Genomic DNA, 15,594 nt, shown 5'->3' with positions numbered 1-15,594 from the left:
CGCGCCCTCCAGGGCCCTAGCCCACCGGCCGGCCGCGCCAGGACAGGCGCCGCCGCTTGCGCAGATGGTACGACCGCAGGGTCAACCAACCGAGGACCGCCACCGAAACGGGGTGGCCCAGCGCGTCGGGCCACGACCGCCCGCCGGTGGCCCGGGCGCTGACCATCCGCCCGGCCACCCCCACCAGGTACGCCAGGAGGGCGACGCCGGCCACCGCCGGTGCGCCGGCGAGCAGCGCGGCGACGGCGACCAGTGGTGGCGCGGTGTAGAGCAGGAGCAGCAGGGCCAGCACCACGGCGGCGGCGACCGGGTGCCCGAACGAGGCCCAGAGCGACTTGGTGTAGCCGTCGCGCAGCTGCGGCCAGTCCGCGTACATCCGGCAGTTGGCCAGCCGGGAGCCGTCGGCGAGGGCGATCCGGCCGCCCGACCGCTTCACCGCGCGGGCCAGTTCGATGTCCTCCAGCACCCGGTCGGCGACCGCCGCGTGCCCGCCGGCCCGCAGGTAGCCGGCCCGGTCCACGGCCAGGAACTGCCCACCGGCCGCGGCCAGCGACGGCCGTGGCGAGCGCTCCATCGCCCGCAGCGGCAGGAAGGTCAGCCACAGCCACTGCAACAGCGGCTGCACCAGCCGGTCGGCCGCCGTCCGCACCACGATCCGAGGGTACGGCGACAGCAGCGTCGCCCCGGCGGCGCGCAGTTCGGTGACCGCCGCCGCCACGGCGTACGGGCCGAGCACCACGTCGGCGTCCACGAAGACCAACACGGTGGCCGACTCCTCGGCACGGTTGGCCAGCTGCCAGCAGGCGTGCGGCTTGCCCAGCCAGCCCGGTGGCGGGGCGGCACCGGTGAGCAGGGTGACCCGGGGGTCGTCGGCGGCCACCGCGCGGACCACGTCGGCGGTGCCGTCGCCCGAGCCGTCGTCGAGCACCACGACCCGCAGCCCGGGCACGCCGCGCTGGGCGAGCAGGGCGCGCAGGCACGGGGTGACCCGGGTGGCCTCGTCGCGCAGCGGCAGCAGCACCGTCACCGCCTCGGTGACCGCCACCGGCCGGTCGGTCGGGCGGCGCAGCCACCGGCCGGCGTTGACCACGGTGTGCGCGGTCAGCGCGGCGACACCGCACAGCAGGACGAGTGCGGCGGTCATGCCGCGACGTCGACCGGGGATCGCGGCGAGCCGGCGTCGCGGTGGTCGGCCCGGCGGGTCCGCAGCAGGGTGACCGCCAGCGGCACCGCGACCACCGCCATGCCGGCCGCACCCCACAGCGCCGAGGCGGGCAGGTCGAGGAAGACCGCGTGGGCCAGCACGCTGGAGCCGTACGTCCACAGGTAGAGCGCGTACATCGGATGGTCGCGGGCGTCGGTGGTGGCCACGGCGGACCCGGCGAGCGGGCGCAGCGCGGTCGTCATCAGCACCGCGAACAGCAACCAGCCCAGGTAGTTGCTGACCGGGATGCCGGGCAGGCCGGGCAGCGCCGGGGTGGGGTCCCGCCACACCCAGTGGCCCTCGGCCACCATCTGCGGGTCGAGGAAGAGGTCCCAGGCGGCCAGTCCGACCGTGGCCAGCGCGATCCGCCCCGGCCACCGCCATCGCGCCGCCGGCCCGGCGCGGAACCCGCTGATCCGTCGCCCGCCGGTGAGCCGGACCGCCACCAGCCAGGCCGGCCAGGCCATCCAGGTCCAGGCCAGGGGGATGATCAACGGCACCCCGGCCAGCTTCGGGCCGAGCTGGCCGGAGTAGTCGTAGCTGCCGAACGGGAAGCCGGTGGCCACCCCGAGCGCCTCGATGGCGAACCCGCCGCCGGTGGCCACCGCGACCAGCGCCGCCGCCGCCCGTGGCCCGCGGCTGGTCAGCGCGTGACCGACCGAGAGCAGGTAACCGAGCACGACGGTGGCCACCGTCAGCCGGGCCCGGGCCGTCCCGCCGGTCAGCGGGTAGCAGATCTGCGCCAGCACCAACAGGGCCAGCAGCGCCCAGGAGCAGACCCTGGCCGGTGACCTTCCGTTCACGGCCGGGCGGGCGGGTGCGTCGGCGCCGGCAGGGGCAGGTCCCGGCCGAGCACTCCGAACAGGCGCTCGTCGCCGGGGAAGCGGAAGTCGCGCAGCACGTCGACGAAGCCGAACCGGCGGTACAGCCGCCAGGCCCGCGAGGTGCCCTCGTCGGCCTCCGGGGTGGACAGCAGCGTGGTCGTCCCGTCGGCCATGGTCAGCAGGGCGCGCAGCTGCCCGGCGCCCAGGCCGTGCCCCTGGGCCGGCGGCCGGACGTGCAGCTCGACCACCTCGAAGCAGTCGGTGAGCCAGCGCTGCCGGGTGACCGGGTCCAGCGCCCGCCAGACCTGGTCGTGCCACCACTGGCCGGGGCCGCCGACATAGCCGTAGCCGAAGCCGGCCAGGCGGCCCTCGCTGGTCAGGCTGGCGACGGCGCGGAAGCCGGGCCGGCGTACGTGGGTGGCGATGTAGCCGCGACGGGCCTCCAGCAGGTCGGCGCGGTAGCCCATCGCCTCGCCGTAGACGGCCACCACGTCGTCCAGCCGCCGGAGGAGATCGTCCGGTGTCCACCGAACCAACCTCATGCCCGTCCACCCTTCGCCGGGCCACCGTCGTCGGTGACCCACCCCAGCACCGTCCGGTCGCCGACCACGTCACGCACCTCGAACCGCGCGAAGAGTTCCTCCGCGTACCACCGCTCGGTCTCCGTCCGGATGATCGCCGCCCGATGCTGCGGGTGACGGTACGCGAACGCCACGAGATCCGTTGGATCACGCCACACGCTCACCGTGCCCTGCCAGCCCAGGGGTGCCTCGCCGACGCCGAAGCGGGCCAGCAGCCCGGGTGCGTCGGGCAGCGCGGCGGCGACCGGCGGGACCGCCCGCCAGAAGGTGAGCGCCCGGGCCGGGCGCAACCGGGCCCGGGTCAGTGCCAGCACCGGGCCGGTGACCCGGCCGCCGGTGGGATCGCCGAACGGCCGCCGGCCGGACCAGGCACCCCGGCTGGTCAGCGGCCGTAGGTCGAGCCGGGCGCCGGCTCGGGCGAGGCCGGACCAGGCCCGCCCCACCGTCGAGTCGGCGAACCGGGTGGCCGCGGCGGGGGAGTCCCACACCGTCAGCGCCGCCCAACGGGTCAGGTCGGCGTCGCCCGGCCCGAAGCCGGTCCCGGTCCCGGTGCCGAGCAGCTTGCCGAACCGTACGCCGGGCATTGCGCGCAGCCGGCGCGGGTCGACCGCCATCCGGGTCAGCGCCCGGCCCAGGGCGCTCCCGGGGACTCGCCACACGTGCAGGGTGACCAACTCCGGGACGCTTTCCGGCTCGTTCACGCCACGTCGGGCAGGAGACGGACGACGGCGGGCACGCCGGAGCCGTCCCGGGCGTGCGCGCCGTCGAGCGCGTCCCGCGCCGCCCGGACGTTGGGGTGTGACTGCATACCGCACATTCTTCCCGGTACCCGGGCAGCCGGTGCGGCCGGCCACGCGGTTCGGGCCAGGGTCGGCGCGCCGATCTTGGAGTTCTGGTGCCTGACAAGCGGGGCGTTCACGGAGCTTCTTGGCACCAGAACCGCATGATCGCCGAGAGCGGGTGGGACGCCGTGGTTGGTGCGTCGCGCGCGTTGCATTTTTGTCGGCGGGAGGGTGTACTGTCAGCAGCAGTTAGAACGAGTGTTCGATTGCCTCGGACGTTCGTTCCAACCCCCTCGGGGGCGGGTGTTTCGCGGCACCGGCCCTCAGGAGGTGCGGTGCCGCGGACCGCACCGGGGCTCCGGGCAGTCGCGAGTCCGGACCCGTCAGGCAGGACCGTCGTCCGCCGCCCACCGACCCCCGGGCGGCGGACGACGGACCCGCCGGTACGCCGGCCGGGTGTGGTGTGGGGAAGCTCCGCACCCGGCCGGCCACCACCTGGTGCGTCTTCCTCCGCACCGCCCGCCGCGGGTGTCCGCGCCGACGGATCCGACTCCGCCGCGTGGCCCGCCCGCCCGGTCCACCTGGAGGAGAGACCATGCCGACCAGTCCGGCCCAGGCGCCGACGGTGCCCGCGCACGTGCTGCCGCACCGCACTCCCGTCCAGTTGCTCGCGGTGGCCCGGCACGGGCTTGCCGAGGCCGCCCGGACCAACCCCGACGGCCTGCGGTACGCCGCCGCCCACCTGGCGGCCCTGCGCGCCGCCGCCGCGGTGCTCGCCGCCCGCGCCCGCCCCGCACCCACCCGGCGCCACCGGATCACCAGCGTCTGGGTCCTGCTCGCCAGCGTCGCCCCCGAGCTCGACGAGTGGGCCAACTACTTCGCCATCGGCGCCGGTAAGCGGGCCGCCGCCGAGGCCGGCATCCCCCGGGTGGTCACCGCCCGGGAGGCCGACGACCTGCTCCGCGCCGCCGAGGAGTTCGTGACGGTGGTGGAGTTGACGCTCGGCCTGTCGCACCAGCCGGCGATCGACGGTCTCGTCGCCTGAGTCGCGGCGTCCGGCCACCACCGGCGGGACCCCAGGGTGGCCGGACGCCGCCCCGCCACGCACGTCCTTCTCTGATCACCTTCTGATCCACGACAGCACCATCCATGGGCCGGTGGCCGTGGCGAGACGACCGGGGGTAGTTCCGATGGCGGGCCGGATGGTGGTCGGTTCCGCCGCGCTGGCCGGGCTGGTACGCCCGGCCAGCGCACCCGACCCGGCGGGTGGGCATCGGGTGCTGCCGGTGCGGCCCGAGCTGACCGGGTTGCTGCCCGGCCGGGGGTTGCGGCGCGGCAGCACGATCGCGGTCGGCGTCGGGCAGACCCGGCACGGCGGCGGCACCACGTCGTTGCTCCTCGCGCTGCTCGCCGAGGCATCCCGCGCCGGCTCCTGGTGTGCCGTGGTCGGGGTGCCGACGTTCGGGGCCGGGGCGGCGGCCGAGGCCGGGATCGCCCTGGACCGGCTCGCCCTGGTGCCCCGGCCCGGGCCGGAATGGCCCACCGTCGTCGCCGCGCTGATCGACGGGCTCGACGTGGTGGTCACCGCGGTGCCGTCCACCGTCGCCGCCTCCGTCGCCGACCGGCTGGCCGCGCGGGCCCGGCAACGCGGCTGCGTGCTTGTGCCGTACGGCCGGTGGGACGGCGCGGACGTGACGCTCCAGGTGGTCCGTGGGGTCTGGGACGGGCTCGGGGTGGGGCGGGGCGGCTGCGCCGACGCGAGGTGACCGTCTCGGCCCGCGGGCGGGGCGCGGCGGCCCGCCCCAAGGAGGCCAAGGTCTGGTTGCCCGGTGACGAGTTGACCCGGGTCGTCCCCGGTCGACCCGCCGGCGGCCGGCCGGGTGCCGGCCGGTTGCGGGTGGTGGTTCCGTGATGAGCGGGCGGGGCGGCGAGCCGGCGCGGACGCTGCTGCTGTGGTGCCCGGACTGGCCGGTTCTCGCCGCCGAGATCGTCGACGGGGTGCCCGCCACCGGCCCGGTCGCGGTGCTGCACGCCAACCGGGTGATCGCCTGCTCCGAGCAGGCCCGCGCCGAGGGCGTGCGCCGAGGGCTGCGGCGGCGGGAGGCGCAGGGACGCTGCCCCCAGCTCACCGTCGTCGACCACGACCTCGGCCGGGACGCCCGTGCGTTCGAGCCGGTGGTGGCCGCGGTCGAGGAGGTGGCGGTCGGGGTCGAGGTGATCCGCCCGGGGGCCTGCGCACTGGCCGCCCGGGGGCCGAGCCGCTATCTGGGTGGCGAGGAGGCCGCCGCCGAGCGGATCGTCGAGCACGTCGCACAGAGTTGCGCGGTGGAGAGCCAGGTCGGCGTCGCCGCCGGGGTCTTCGCCGCCGGGCTGGCCGCCCGCCAGGGGCGGATCGTGCCCCCGGCGGGACGCCGGAGTTCCTGGCCGGCCAGCCCGTCGAGGCCCTCGGCCGCCCCGCCCTGACCGACCTGCTGCGTCGGCTCGGGATGCGTACGCTCGGCGACTTCGCGGCGCTGCCCGCCGGCGACGTGCTGGCCCGGTTCGGGTTCGACGGGGCGCTGGCCCACCGGCTGGCCGCCGGGCGGGATGATCGGCCACTCGCGGTGCGGCGCCCGCCCGACGACCTGACGGTCACCGTCGACCTCGACGAGCCGATCGACCGCGTCGACGTCGCGGCGTTCGCGGCCCGGACGCTGGCCGAGCGGCTGCACGAACGACTCGCCGGGTACGGGTTGGCCTGCACCCGGCTGGGCATCGAGGCGGTCACCGCGCACGGCCAGGAGCTGCACCGGGTCTGGCGGCACGACGGCCTGCTCACCGCCGCGGCGATCGCCGACCGGGTCCGCTGGCAGCTGGACGGGTGGCTCTCCGGTGGCCGTCGCGGCGACCGGCCGGACCGCCCCACCGCCGGGATCATCCGACTGCGGCTGGTGCCCGACGGGGTGCTCGCCCAGGCCGGTCTGCAACCCGGGCTGTGGGGCGAGACCGGCGCGGAACGCGAGCGGGCACACCGGGCACTGAGCCGGGTGCAGGGCCTGCTCGGCCCCGAGGCGGTGGTCACCGCGGTGCTCGGCGGTGGGCGGTCGCCGGCCGACCAGACGCGGCTGGTGCCCTGGGGCGACGAACGGCTGCCGTCCCGTCCCGGCATCGCGTCGCTGCCGGGCGAGCCCGTCGAGCGTCCCGGTGGGGGCCGTGGCCGACCGGCGCCGGTCCGGCCGCCGAGCCCCGGTCGGGCCGGGCCGGCGGTCGGCGGGCAGGTTCGGGGCACGCCGCACCGCCCTGGCCGGGTCGGTTGCCGCCACCCTCGCCGGCGGTGGTGCTGCCCGTCCCGCTCGCGGCGAGCGTGCTCGACGCCACCGGGGCGCCGGTCGTGGTGAGCGCGCGGTTGGCGGTGAGCGCCCCGCCGGCTCGGCTGATCATCGGTACGGCGGCGGAGGCCATCGCTGCCATCGGCAGGGGGATGTCGGCTGAGATCGTCGGCTGGGCCGGCCCGTGGCCGGTCGACGAGCGGTGGTGGGACCCGGCGGTGGCGCGTCGGCGAGCCCGGTTCCAGGTCCGCCTGGCCGGCGGCGGCGCGCTGCTGCTCGCCGTCGAGGGAGGCCGATGGCTGGTGGAGGCGAGCTATGACTGAGGCAGATCTAGATCTTGGTACGTTGCGGCCCGGGGGAGGACAGCCCGGAGGAGGGCCGGTCACCAGGATCCCGGCGGTGGGCCGGTGAGTTTCCACAATCCGCAGTTGCCCTGGTCGGAGTTGGAGCGGGTGCTCTCCGGGAAGCCCGGTGGGAAGGGGGGACGCCGCGGCGGGCGGGGAGCCGCCGGGCGGCACCTGCACGTGGTGGATCCCTCGCGGTCGACGCCGACGGCGGCGACTCGCCCGCCTGGAGCCGGCGTCGGGAGCACTACCGCCCACCGGAGCTGACCCGCCCCGACGGCGCGGTGCCGTACGCCGAACTGCACGCGCACACCAACTTCAGTTTCCTCGACGGTGCCAGCCATCCGGAGGAACTGGCCGAGGAGGCCGTCCGGTTGGGGCTCACCGCGCTCGCCGTCACCGACCACGACGGCCTCTACGGCGTGGTGCGCTTCGCCGAGGCGGCCCGCGCGCTGGGGCTGCCGACGATCTTCGGGGCGGAGCTGTCCCTCGGCCTGTCCGGCCCGCAGAACGGGATACCCGACCCGCACGGCAGCCACCTGCTGGTGCTGGCCCACGGCCACGAGGGGTACGCCCGGCTGGCCGCGACCATCGCCCGCGCCCAGCTGCGGGGCGGGGAGAAGGGCCGTCCGGCCTACGGCGAGTTGGAGGAGATCGCCGCCGACCTGCGTGACCACGTGCTGGTGCTCACCGGCTGTCGCAAGGGACACGTGCCGGCCGCGCTGCTCACCGAGGGGGTCGACGCGGCAGCCCGCGAGTTGGACCGGCTCACCGCGCTGTTCGGCGCGGAGACGGTGGCGGTGGAGCTGACCGACCACGGGCACCCGGTCGACGGCGACCGCAACGACGCGCTGGCCGAGCTGGCCGACGCCGCCGGGCTGCCGACGGTGGCCACCAACAACGTGCACTACGCCACCCCGGGGCGGCGCCGGCTGGCCACCACGCTGGCCGCGGTACGCGCCCGGCGCAGCCTGGACGAGATCGACGGCTGGCTGCCCGCCGCGGGCACCGCCCACCTGCGCGACGGCGCCGAGATGGCGGCCCGGTTCGCCGCCTACCCCGGTGCGGTGGCCCGGGCCGCCGAGTTCGGCGCGGAACTCGCCTTCGACCTTCAGCTCGTCGCGCCGCAGCTGCCGGCGTACCCGGTGCCGCCGGGGCACTCCGAGATGAGCTGGCTGCGCCACCTCACCGAGCGGGGCGCGCGGGAACGCTACGGCCCACCCGAGGCGCACCCGCGGGCGTACGCGCAGCTTGACCACGAGCTGAACATGATCGAGGAGTTGGGCTTCCCCGGCTACTTCCTGGTGGTCTACGACATCGTCGACTTCTGCCGGCGGGAGGGCATCTACTGCCAGGGCCGGGGCTCGGCGGCGAACTCGGCGGTCTGCTACGCGCTGCGGATCACCAACGTGGACGCGGTCCGGCACCGGCTGCTGTTCGAGCGGTTCCTGGCCCCCGAACGCGACGGCCCGCCCGACATCGACGTGGACATCGAGTCCGACCGCCGGGAGGAGGTGATCCAGCACGTCTACGCCCGGTACGGCCGGGAGCACACCGCCCAGGTGGCCAACGTGATCTCCTACCGGCCCCGGTCGGCGGTGCGGGACGTGGCCAAGGCGTTCGGTTTCCCGCCGGGCCAGCAGGACGCGTGGAGCAAGCAGATCGACCGGTGGGGCGAGGTGGCCACGGTGGACGTGCCGGAGATCCCCGAGCAGGTGGTCGCGTACGCCAACGAACTCCAGACCTTCCCCCGGCACCTGGGCATCCACTCCGGCGGCATGGTGATCTGCGACCGGCCGGTGATCGAGGTCTGCCCGGTGGAGTGGGGGCGGATGCCCGGGCGCAGCGTGCTCCAGTGGGACAAGGACGACTGCGCCGCCGTCGGCCTGGTCAAGTTCGACCTGCTCGGCCTGGGCATGCTGTCGGCGCTGCACTACGGCTACGACATGATCGGGATGAGCCTGGACCTGGGCGGCATGACGCTGGACGATCCCGAGGTCTACGACATGCTCTGCCGGGCCGACTCGGTCGGGGTGTTCCAGGTGGAGAGCCGGGCCCAGATGGCCACCCTGCCCCGGCTGCGGCCCCGCGAGTTCTACGACCTGGTGGTCGAGGTGGCGCTGATCCGGCCCGGCCCGATCCAGGGCGGCTCGGTGCACCCGTACATCCGGCGCAAGAACGGGCAGGAGCCGGTGACCTACCCGCATCCGCTGATGCGCAACGCACTGGAGAAGACCCTCGGTGTGCCGCTGTTCCAGGAGCAGCTGATGCAGCTCGCCATCGACCTGGCCGGCTTCGACGCGGCCGAGGCCGACCAGCTGCGCCGGGCGATGGGCGCCAAGCGGTCGGTGCGGCGGATGGAGCGGATCGCCGACCGGCTCTACCAGGGCATGGCGGAACGGGGCATCACCGGCGAGCTGGCCGACGACGTCTACCGCAAGCTCACCGCGTTCGCCAGCTACGGCTTTCCGGAGAGCCACGCGATGAGCTTCGCCTACCTGGTCTACGCCAGTTCCTGGCTCAAGCGCTACCACCCGGGCCCGTTCCTGGCCGCGCTGCTGAGCGCCCAACCGATGGGCTTCTACTCGCCGCAGACCCTGGTCGACGACGCCCGCCGGCACGGTGTGGAGGTACGCCGTCCGGACGTCAACGCCAGCGGCGCGAAGCCGGTGCTGGAATCCACCCCGCAGAGCCGCTGGGGCAGCCAGCCGGGGGAGCCGCCGCACGCCTGGGGCTGGGCGGGCCGGCCGTGCGGCTCGGGCTGTCCAGCGTGCGTACCCTCGGCGATCCGGTGGCCGAGCGGATCGAGGCCGAGCGGGCGGCGGGCGGTCCGTACCGCGATCTGCCGGATCTGGCCCGGCGGGTGGGTCTGACCGCCGCGCAGCTGGAGGCGCTGGCCACCGCCGACGCCTTCGCCTGTTTCGGGCTGACCCGGCGGCAGGCGCTCTGGGTGGCCGGCGCGGCGGCGCAGGACCGGCCGGGCCGGCTGCCCGGCACGGTGATCGGCACGACGGCGCCGACCCTGCCCGGGATGGAGGCGGTGGACCGGCTGGTCGCCGACGTGTGGGCCACCGGACTGTCGCCGGAGAGCCATCCGGCCCGGTTCATCCGTGCCCAGCTGGACGCGCTGGGCGCGGTGCCGATCGACCGGTTGGGGCGGGTGCAGCCGGGCCGGCGGATCCGGGTCGGCGGGATCGTCACCCATCGGCAGCGGCCGGCGACCGCGGGCGGGGTCACCTTCCTCAACCTGGAGGACGAGACCGGCATGCTCAACGTCACCTGCTCGCCGGGGCTCTGGCAGCGGCACCGGCGGGTGGCCCGCACCAGCGCGGCCCTGGTGGTGCGGGGGCGGTTGCAGCGGCACGAGGGGGTGGTCAACCTGGTCGCCGACCGGCTGGAGGCGATCGAGCCGCCGGTCAGCCCCGCCTCCCGCGACTTCCGCTGACCGGCGGGCCGTCACGGCCGGGCCGCCCCCCTGGCGGTCTGTCCCAGCCTGACTAGGCTCGACCGGGTGGAACAGACCCCCGGCCCGGTCGGGCCGCCGCTCACCCCCCGTACCGCCGTGGTCTGGTCGGTGCTGCGCGCCGAGCTGGACCGCCGGCCCGACGCCGAGCTGACCGTGCTGGACGTGGGTGGCGGCACCGGCGGCTTCGCCGTGCCGCTGGCTCTGGTCGGGCACCGGGTCACCGTGGTCGACGCCAGCCCCGACGCGCTCGCCGCGCTCAGCCGCCGGGCCGCCGAGGCCGGGGTGGCCGAGCGGGTACGTGCCGTGCAGGGCGACGGGGACGCGCTCGCCGGGCTGGTCGAGCCGGCCAGTGTCGACCTGGTGCTCTGCCACGCCGTGCTGGAGGTCGTCGACGACCCGGTGCCGGTGGTGTCCGCGCTGGCCGGTGCACTGCGCCCGGGCGGCGCGGCGAGCGTACTGGTCGCCGGGCGGGCCGCGGCGGTGCTCGGCCGGGCGATCAACGGCCATCTCGACGCGGCCACGGCGCTGGCCGCCGACCCCGAGGGCAGCACCGGCTCCCGGGACACGTTGCGCCGCCGCTTCGACGCCGACGGCGCCGCCGCGCTGCTGGCCGCCGCCGGGCTGACGGTCGAGGAGATCCACGGCGTACGGGTGCTGGCCGATCTGCTGCCCGCGGCCGTGGCGGACGGCCAGCCGCGGGCCCTGGTCGACCTGGAGCGGACGCTGGCCGCGCGACCACCGTGGCGGGACGTCGCCGCCCAATTGCACCTCTTCGCCCGCCGCCCGGCATGACCGGCCCGGCACCGGCGCCACCGGGGCGGCCCGGTCCGACCGGCCGGGCCCGACCGCTGGAGGTCGTCACGCCGGGCTACGGCGGCGGCAACCTCGCCGGCGTGCTGCCCAGCAGCCTCGCCGTGCTCGGCGTGCCCGGCGCCGTGGACCGGCTCGGGCTCTTCGCCGAGCTGCCGGGGGTGCGCCGGATCGCGGTGCTGCTGGTCGACGGCCTCGGCTGGTACCAGATCCCGACCGCCGCGCCGTACGCGCCGACCCTGACCGGCCTGACCGCCGCGGCGGGCCGACCGCTCACCTGCGGATTTCCCTCCACGACCCCGACCAGCCTGGTCACGCTGGGCACCGGCACGGCACCGGGCACGCACGGGGTGCTCGGGTTCACCCTGCGGATCCCGGGCACCGACCGGGTGCTCAACCACATCGAGTGGGCGGCCGACGATCCGCATCCGCTGCGCTGGCAGCCGGTCCCGACCCAGTTGGAGCGGGCCCGCGCCGCGGGTGTCGCGGTGACGGCGGTGAGCCGGCCGGAGTTCGGCGGCACCGGCCTGACCCTGGCCGCCAACCGGGGCGGCGACTACCGGGGCGCCGCCGGTGTCGACGCGGTGGCCGCCACCATGCTGGCCGCGCTGACCGCCGGGTCCGGCCCGACCCTGGTCTCCGGATACCACCCGGACGTCGATCGCCACGGTCACCTCAGCGGCGTCGACTCGCTGCCCTGGCGGGTGGCCGTGACCGAGGTGGACGCGCTGCTGGCCCGGCTGGTGGACGGGCTGCCACCGGACGCGGCGTTGCTGGTCACCGCCGACCACGGGCAGTTGAACGTGCCCGCCGGGCACCGGTTCGACCTGGACACCGACCCCCGGCTCACCGACGGGGTGCGGGTGGTCGCGGGTGAGCCCCGGGTGCGCTATCTGCACGTCGCGCCGGGCGCCGCCGCCGACGTGACGGCCGCCTGGTCGGGTGTGCTCGGCGCCGCCGCCCGGGTGCTGTCGCGCGAGGAGGCGGTGGCCACCGGCTGGTTCGGGCCGGTGCCGGAGGAACACCGGGAGCGGATCGGCGACGTCGTGGTGGTCTGCAACGACACGTACGCCGTGCTGGCCAGCCGGTCCGAGCCTCCGACGGTGTCCCGGCTGGTGGGCTTCCACGGCGCGGACACGGCGACGGAGATGACGGTCCCTCTGCTGGTGGTGCGGGGCTGATCGGCCGGAGTGTCACAGCCGGGGGTTAACCTGCGCGGGTGGGCCGCAGCCAGTCATTACCCCGGGGCGGCGATCCCCGGTTCGGGCCCGGCGCCGACGACGCCGACTGCCCCATCCTGCACGTCGACATGGACGCCTTCTACGCCTCGGTCGAGGTGCGGCACCGGCCCGAGTTGCGGGGCCGGGCCGTGGTGGTCGGCGGCGTCGGTCCGCGCGGCGTGGTCAGCTCGGCCAGCTACGAGGCCCGACGGTACGGCGTACGCAGCGCCATGCCCACGATGCGGGCCCGCGCCCTCTGCCCGCACGCGGTCTTCCTCGCCCCCGACTTCGCCCGTTACACGGCCGCCTCGCGGGCGGTCATGCAGATCTTCCGGGACGTCACACCCCTGGTCGAGCCGCTCTCCCTGGACGAGGCGTTCCTCGACGTCGCCGGTGCCCGACGGCTGTTCGGCCCACCCGCGGCGATCGCCCGCGGCATCCGGGAGCGGGTCGTCGCGGAGCAGGGGCTGACCTGTTCGGTGGGGGTGGCGCCGAGCAAGTTCGTGGCCAAGCTCGGGTCGACCCGGGCGAAGCCCGACGGCCTGCTCGTCGTCCCGGCCGACCAGGTGCTCGACTTTCTCCATCCGCTGCCGGTCGCCGCGCTGTGGGGGGTGGGGGAGCGTGCCGAGCAGGCGTTGATCCGGCTCGGCCTGCGTACCGTCGGTGACCTCGCGCGGGCGCCGGTCGGCATGCTGCGCGGCGCGCTCGGCGAGGCGGCCGCGGCGCACCTGCACGAGTTGGCGTGGGGGCGCGACCCGCGCCGGGTCAGCCCGGGCCAGGTGGAGAAGTCCATCGGCGCCGAGGTCACCTTCGACGTGGACGTCGACGACCCGACCGAGATCCGGCGAACGCTGCTCGCCCTGGCCGAGAAGGTCGGTGCCCGGTTGCGCGGCGCCGGGCAGGTGGGGCGGACCGTGTCGCTCAAGGTACGCACCGCCGACTTCCGCACGGTGACCCGCGCCCGCACCCACGACGTGCCGACGGACGTGGCCCGGGAGTTGTTCGACACGGCGTGGGCGCTTTACACGGCTCTGGACCCGGGTGAGCGGATCCGACTGGTCGGTGTCCGGGCGGAGGGGTTGACGGTGGCCGACGAGACGCCGCGGCAACTCGCCCTGGGCGAGCCGGAGCGGGGCTGGCGGGAGGCGGAGGTCGCCGCCGACGCGGCGGCTGCCCGTTTCGGGCGGTCCGTCATAGGACCGGCTAGTCTTCTCACCGGGCGGGGGCCGCGACGAAGCGAAAATCCGACCCGGCCGTAGGTCGTCCCGCTTTCCGACGCGCGGGGGCCCTCGTAGACTTGCGGGTAAGCAGCCGGTTGGCTGCCACGGTCTGTCGGCCCGACCGGGCCGACCAACGTGACCGGGGAGGAGTGCCGTGCCGCTCTCGGAGCACGAGCAGCGGCTGTTCGATCAGATCGAGCGGTCGCTTGCCGAGGACACCAAGTTCGCCTCGGCTGTGCGCGCCAGCGATCCGCGCTTCCACGCGCGGCGTCGCCTGCTCGTCGCTGCCGGCATGATCATCGTTGGCCTGGCGTTGTTGGTCTACGGCGCGGTGATCAAGACGCCGCCGCTGGCAGTGGCGGGATTCGTTGTCATGCTGGCCTCGGCCGCGTTCGCGGTGCAGTCGCACCGTCGGGCGCAGTCACCCGACCTGCACGTCGTCGGAGGCACGGCCAGTCGTCGCCGGTCCCGAGGTCGCGCCGGCCGACGGCCCGGCTTACTCGACCGGTTGGAGGACCGGTGGCGGCAGCGCCCGGAGGGGCACCGCTGACCATGCCCCGCCGCACCTGAGGCGGGGCAGTTCACCCCGGCCCGACAGCTGGGGCGATTTGCGCTCGATCGGCCCGGTGCCGGTCGAGCTGTTCGGCGTTGCCGTCGGCGCCGGTCGACCCTGCCGCCCACGCGCCGGGTTCCGCGTGCCGGCGGTGGCCGACCGCCGGGCGGGATGCTCTCCTCGCCGCCGTGGGCCGACGCCTAGTCGTCGGAGCGGACGCACACCCGCAGCGCCCCGCGCCGGAACGCCGCGCCGGCGTCCTGCATCGGCATCCTGCCGGCGGCCACCTCCTGCCCGGCCGCGTGGCCCAGCCCGACGATCGCCGACACCTGCCACGTGACCGGTGGTCGCTTGTCGAACTCGCCCGAGCGTCGACCCCGTTCGAGGAGTTCGACCAGGTGTCCGGTGATCCGCAGGTGTCGCCGGTACTCGTCCGCGGGTGGTGCGACGACGGCGTCGGTCAGCAGGATCGGGTACCGGGCCAGCACCCGCCACGCGGCGTCCAGCCAGCGTCGCAGTGAGTCGACGGGGGACCCGCGGTCGAGGTCCAGGCTGTCGAAGACTGCCATCACGTCGGCCATGACGTGCTCGACCACGGCTGTCAGCAGGCGGTCCCGCGACGAGTAGTGCGCGTACACGGTCTGCCGGGCGACCCCGGCGGCGGCCGCGATGTCCTCCATGCTGGCCTGCGGCCGGCGGGCCAACAGGTCGATGGCGGCCCGGAGCACGACGGCGCTGCTGCGTTCGGCGTCGGCGCGTCGCCGCCGCCTCGGCCCGCTCATCTCAGACACGGTTGTCCAGGTTAGCGGATGGCGATATCTTGGACGTGTGTGTAAGGGATAACCGCCGAGAAGGGCTCTCATGACCGCGTCCAGCACCCGCCTCCCCGGCCACGACCTGGCCGGTTACCTGCACGGCTATCCACAGGAGATCGCCTTCGGCGACGAGGAGCCGGCGGCGGTCTTCGACCGCTACCACACCCCGGACTTCATCCTCACCAACGACGGCCTGCCGCTCGACCGGGGACGGCTGCTCGCCCATGTGCACTCGGGACGCCGGCGAGCGGTCGAGATCCGGACCGTGGTCCGGGAGGTCGTCAACGACGGCGAGCAGGTGGCGGCGCGCTACGTCCTGACCGCGGTCATGCGCAGGGGCCAGCCCATCTCGACGGAGATCTTCATGTTCGGCCGCCTGGCCGCGGACGGCCGGCTGCGATCCGTGACCCAGCTGACCCGGAACGTGTCGGACAGCCCGAGTCACGGACCGGACGCACGCTGAACAC

At 75.5% G+C, this 15,594-nt stretch carries 11 protein-coding genes and 3 pseudogenes; 9 read left to right on the top strand and 5 right to left on the bottom strand.

What is annotated here, in order from left to right; genetic code table 11:
* Window positions 1-16: 16 nt before the first annotated feature.
* The 4 genes from KIF24_RS00630 to KIF24_RS00615 are packed head-to-tail and all read right to left on the bottom strand — an operon-like array spanning window position 17 to window position 3,310.
* On the bottom strand, window positions 17-1,144 hold the full coding sequence (locus tag KIF24_RS00630; protein WP_221082280.1) for a glycosyltransferase: 1,128 nt from the start codon (window positions 1,142-1,144) through the stop codon (window positions 17-19).
* Window positions 1,141-2,007, bottom strand: coding sequence for a carotenoid biosynthesis protein (locus KIF24_RS00625; protein ID WP_221082279.1), 867 nt, complete (start codon window positions 2,005-2,007; stop codon window positions 1,141-1,143). Before KIF24_RS00625 ends, KIF24_RS00630 begins: the two co-directional genes overlap by 4 nt.
* Window positions 2,004-2,570 (bottom strand): GNAT family N-acetyltransferase, encoded by a 567-nt coding sequence (locus tag KIF24_RS00620; RefSeq protein WP_221082278.1) that lies wholly within the window; start codon window positions 2,568-2,570, stop codon window positions 2,004-2,006. The genes KIF24_RS00625 and KIF24_RS00620 overlap by 4 nt, the downstream gene beginning before the upstream one ends.
* Window positions 2,567-3,310 carry a monooxygenase gene (locus KIF24_RS00615; protein WP_221082277.1) on the bottom strand — a complete coding sequence of 248 codons (744 nt, stop codon included), beginning with the start codon at window positions 3,308-3,310 and terminating at the stop codon, window positions 2,567-2,569. Before KIF24_RS00615 ends, KIF24_RS00620 begins: the two co-directional genes overlap by 4 nt.
* Window positions 3,311-3,986: 676 nt before the next feature.
* Here KIF24_RS00615 and KIF24_RS00605 point away from each other — a divergent pair.
* The 8 genes and pseudogenes from KIF24_RS00605 to KIF24_RS00570 all read left to right on the top strand — a co-directional run bounded on the left by KIF24_RS00605 (window position 3,987) and on the right by KIF24_RS00570 (window position 14,309).
* Window positions 3,987-4,436: an SAV_6107 family HEPN domain-containing protein gene (locus KIF24_RS00605; protein ID WP_221082276.1), complete on the top strand. Its 450-nt coding sequence runs from the start codon at window positions 3,987-3,989 to the stop codon at window positions 4,434-4,436.
* 145 nt (window positions 4,437-4,581) lie between these two features.
* A pseudogene (locus tag KIF24_RS00600) lies at window positions 4,582-5,303 on the top strand (hypothetical protein).
* Window positions 5,303-7,022, top strand: a pseudogene (locus KIF24_RS00595) (DNA polymerase Y family protein). Before KIF24_RS00600 ends, KIF24_RS00595 begins: the two co-directional pseudogenes overlap by 1 nt.
* Before the next feature lie 84 nt (window positions 7,023-7,106).
* Window positions 7,107-10,488: pseudogene (locus tag KIF24_RS00590) on the top strand (error-prone DNA polymerase).
* A gap of 48 nt (window positions 10,489-10,536) precedes the next feature.
* Entirely contained in the window at window positions 10,537-11,301 is a 765-nt protein-coding gene (locus KIF24_RS00585; protein ID WP_221082308.1) for a methyltransferase domain-containing protein, read from the top strand.
* A complete protein-coding gene (locus tag KIF24_RS00580) occupies window positions 11,298-12,500 on the top strand; it encodes an alkaline phosphatase family protein (protein ID WP_221082275.1) in 1,203 nt (400 codons plus the stop codon). The genes KIF24_RS00585 and KIF24_RS00580 overlap by 4 nt, the downstream gene beginning before the upstream one ends.
* Window positions 12,501-12,538: 38 nt before the next feature.
* Window positions 12,539-13,798, top strand: coding sequence for a DNA polymerase IV (locus KIF24_RS00575; RefSeq protein ID WP_221082274.1), 1,260 nt, complete (start codon window positions 12,539-12,541; stop codon window positions 13,796-13,798).
* Window positions 13,799-13,913: 115 nt separating this feature from the next.
* Window positions 13,914-14,309 (top strand): DUF3040 domain-containing protein, encoded by a 396-nt coding sequence (locus KIF24_RS00570; protein ID WP_221082273.1) that lies wholly within the window; start codon window positions 13,914-13,916, stop codon window positions 14,307-14,309.
* 203 nt (window positions 14,310-14,512) lie between these two features.
* Here KIF24_RS00570 and KIF24_RS00565 read toward each other — a convergent pair whose 3' ends face one another.
* Window positions 14,513-15,094 carry a TetR/AcrR family transcriptional regulator gene (locus KIF24_RS00565; protein WP_230414742.1) on the bottom strand — a complete coding sequence of 194 codons (582 nt, stop codon included), beginning with the start codon at window positions 15,092-15,094 and terminating at the stop codon, window positions 14,513-14,515.
* A 79-nt stretch (window positions 15,095-15,173) separates the two neighbouring features.
* Between KIF24_RS00565 and KIF24_RS00560 the strand changes: the two genes are divergently transcribed.
* Window positions 15,174-15,590, top strand: a complete 417-nt coding sequence (locus tag KIF24_RS00560; protein WP_221082271.1) for a nuclear transport factor 2-like protein — start codon at window positions 15,174-15,176, stop codon at window positions 15,588-15,590.
* Window positions 15,591-15,594 lie beyond the last annotated feature (4 nt).

The sequence above is a fragment of the Micromonospora tarapacensis genome, assembly GCF_019697375.1.
Taxonomy (GTDB): Bacteria; Actinomycetota; Actinomycetes; order Mycobacteriales; family Micromonosporaceae; genus Micromonospora; species Micromonospora tarapacensis.
Note: the sequence above shows the minus strand (reverse complement) of the source record. Positions and strands in the feature narration are given on the sequence as shown.